The organism is Pseudomonas taiwanensis DSM 21245, from assembly GCF_000425785.1.
Taxonomy (GTDB): domain Bacteria; phylum Pseudomonadota; class Gammaproteobacteria; order Pseudomonadales; family Pseudomonadaceae; genus Aquipseudomonas; species Aquipseudomonas taiwanensis.
Map to the genome: position 1 here is coordinate 1 of NZ_AUEC01000064.1, position 1,745 is coordinate 1,745.

The 1,745-nt window shown below is 48.9% G+C and carries 2 protein-coding genes; both read left to right on the forward strand.

Annotated elements, in window-relative coordinates; genetic code table 11:
• The coding region (locus H620_RS26700) for an RHS repeat-associated core domain-containing protein (RefSeq protein ID WP_209439662.1) at positions 1–768 on the forward strand (768 nt) is incomplete at its 5' end.
• A gap of 15 nt (positions 769–783) precedes the next feature.
• The gene (locus H620_RS27885; RefSeq protein WP_027907865.1) at positions 784–1,212 is read left to right on the forward strand and encodes an NTF2 fold immunity protein; all 429 of its coding nucleotides are present in this window, start codon (positions 784–786) and stop codon (positions 1,210–1,212) included.
• The last annotated feature ends 533 nt before the right edge of the window (positions 1,213–1,745 follow it).

Here is a 1,745-nt window from a genome sequence, read left to right on the forward strand (position 1 = left end):
CCGCAGGCGTTCGATGCGATTGCCTGGTACCACTGCGATCATCTCGGCACGCCAATGGAACTCACCGACGAGCAGGGTAATATTGCGTGGGCAGGGCAGTACAAGGCTTGGGGCGAAGTCCGAGAGGCACGATCGGAGTTGGCCAAGCGGCATGGCTTGAGCAATCCGATTCGCTTCCAAGGACACTACCAAGATCACGAAACAAGTCTGCATTACAATAGATATAGATACTATGATCCAAAAACAGCCCGTTATGTGTCACAGGACCCAGTTCGCTTAGAGGGTGGGCTCAATTTCTTCAGCTACGTGACGAACCCTACCGGCTGGGTTGACCCATTAGGGTTGTGGGGTGAGGATCCTCGAAACAAATATCGATACAATGTAAACGGCAGCTTGAAGAGTGTGACTGCAAAGATCCGGCCCTCAGATATCGGGACTGGTTCGGCCACAAACGCCAGTTCGCGTGGACACGCTAGAGGAATGGGGTGTGCAGGTGATGATGCAGGTCATGCAATTAGTAAATTACTCGGCGGTAGCGGCGGTAAAGATAACGTATTCCCTCAAGACCCCACTACTAATCGAGGTGCTTTCAGGATGTTTGAAGGCGACATCGCAGCTGCAGTTAAAAATGGAGATAATGTAATTGTTAGAGTGGTGCCTAACTACGATGCGGGAGGAACTAGGCCAACGTCTATCCTCTATCAGGCGCGAGCTAACGGTGTTACTCATAGTCAAGTATTCAATAATCCCTGTTCATGCGATTGTTAAGTAGAGGTTTTAGAAATGGATGCGCGTGAGTTTTTAGAGCAATTCTTAGAACAGATGCTTGCATGGGAGACGGAGTTTCATAAGCGTCGTCGTTCGGACGAGTACAAGTCGAACAACGATGAACGTCTAAAAGCTGACTTCGAGGCTAAGGCGAAACTGCGCGAAATATTCGATTCATGCCTTAGCCGGAAAGCAAATAAAAGTCTTGCTTCCAGTCGCTTGGATCTTCTAAATACAGGGCGGCCGCCAGAATTTGCTCAGGTCATAATCCCTGATTCCTGTACGGAGTCAGGGGGGGAATTGTTTATAGAAACAATTAACGCTAAGGCGCTAGCTCCGTTTCGGCGATACACAGTTATAGTCGAGGACGAAAATTTTAAAATAGATGCACTTCATGGGCGAGCTAATGAAGTGGCCAAGTGGAGCTCCCGAGAGTCAATCTAGAGGTTTTAGTTCTGGGCGGCATCAGCCTCGATTGATCTGGTATCGCTCACTGAAATCGGATGCTTTAACTCTGCGATATATAGAAAAACGAATCGTTGTGGTTATTAGTCCGGAGTGATGGATGTTTGAAGTAATATGCTATCGGGCAGAGTTTGAGCTGTTCAGTAAGGTCAGTAGCCATTGGATAAGGGGCTGCCGGTTGATTGCGATGATGACTTTGCTTTGATCTGTGCGATTAATCAGGACGGAGCTCTGGGTTTTGATCGCGCGCGATCAGCAAAAATGTAGTAAGTAATTTAGTTGCAAGTTGTTATTGCATTGATATCTCGGGTGCACTTGTTGCACCTGGGGGGGGTAATGTTTTTAATATGCCAGGCAGCTAAACAACTGCTCAATTGCTTGGACAAACACGACCCCGCCGGCAACCTGTTGGACCAGGAACGCGGCAACTTGGTGCACCGCTTACAAAACGGCGCGCACGCCCACTTCACCTGGGACCTGTTCGACCGGTTGGCCAGCTACAGCGACGACAA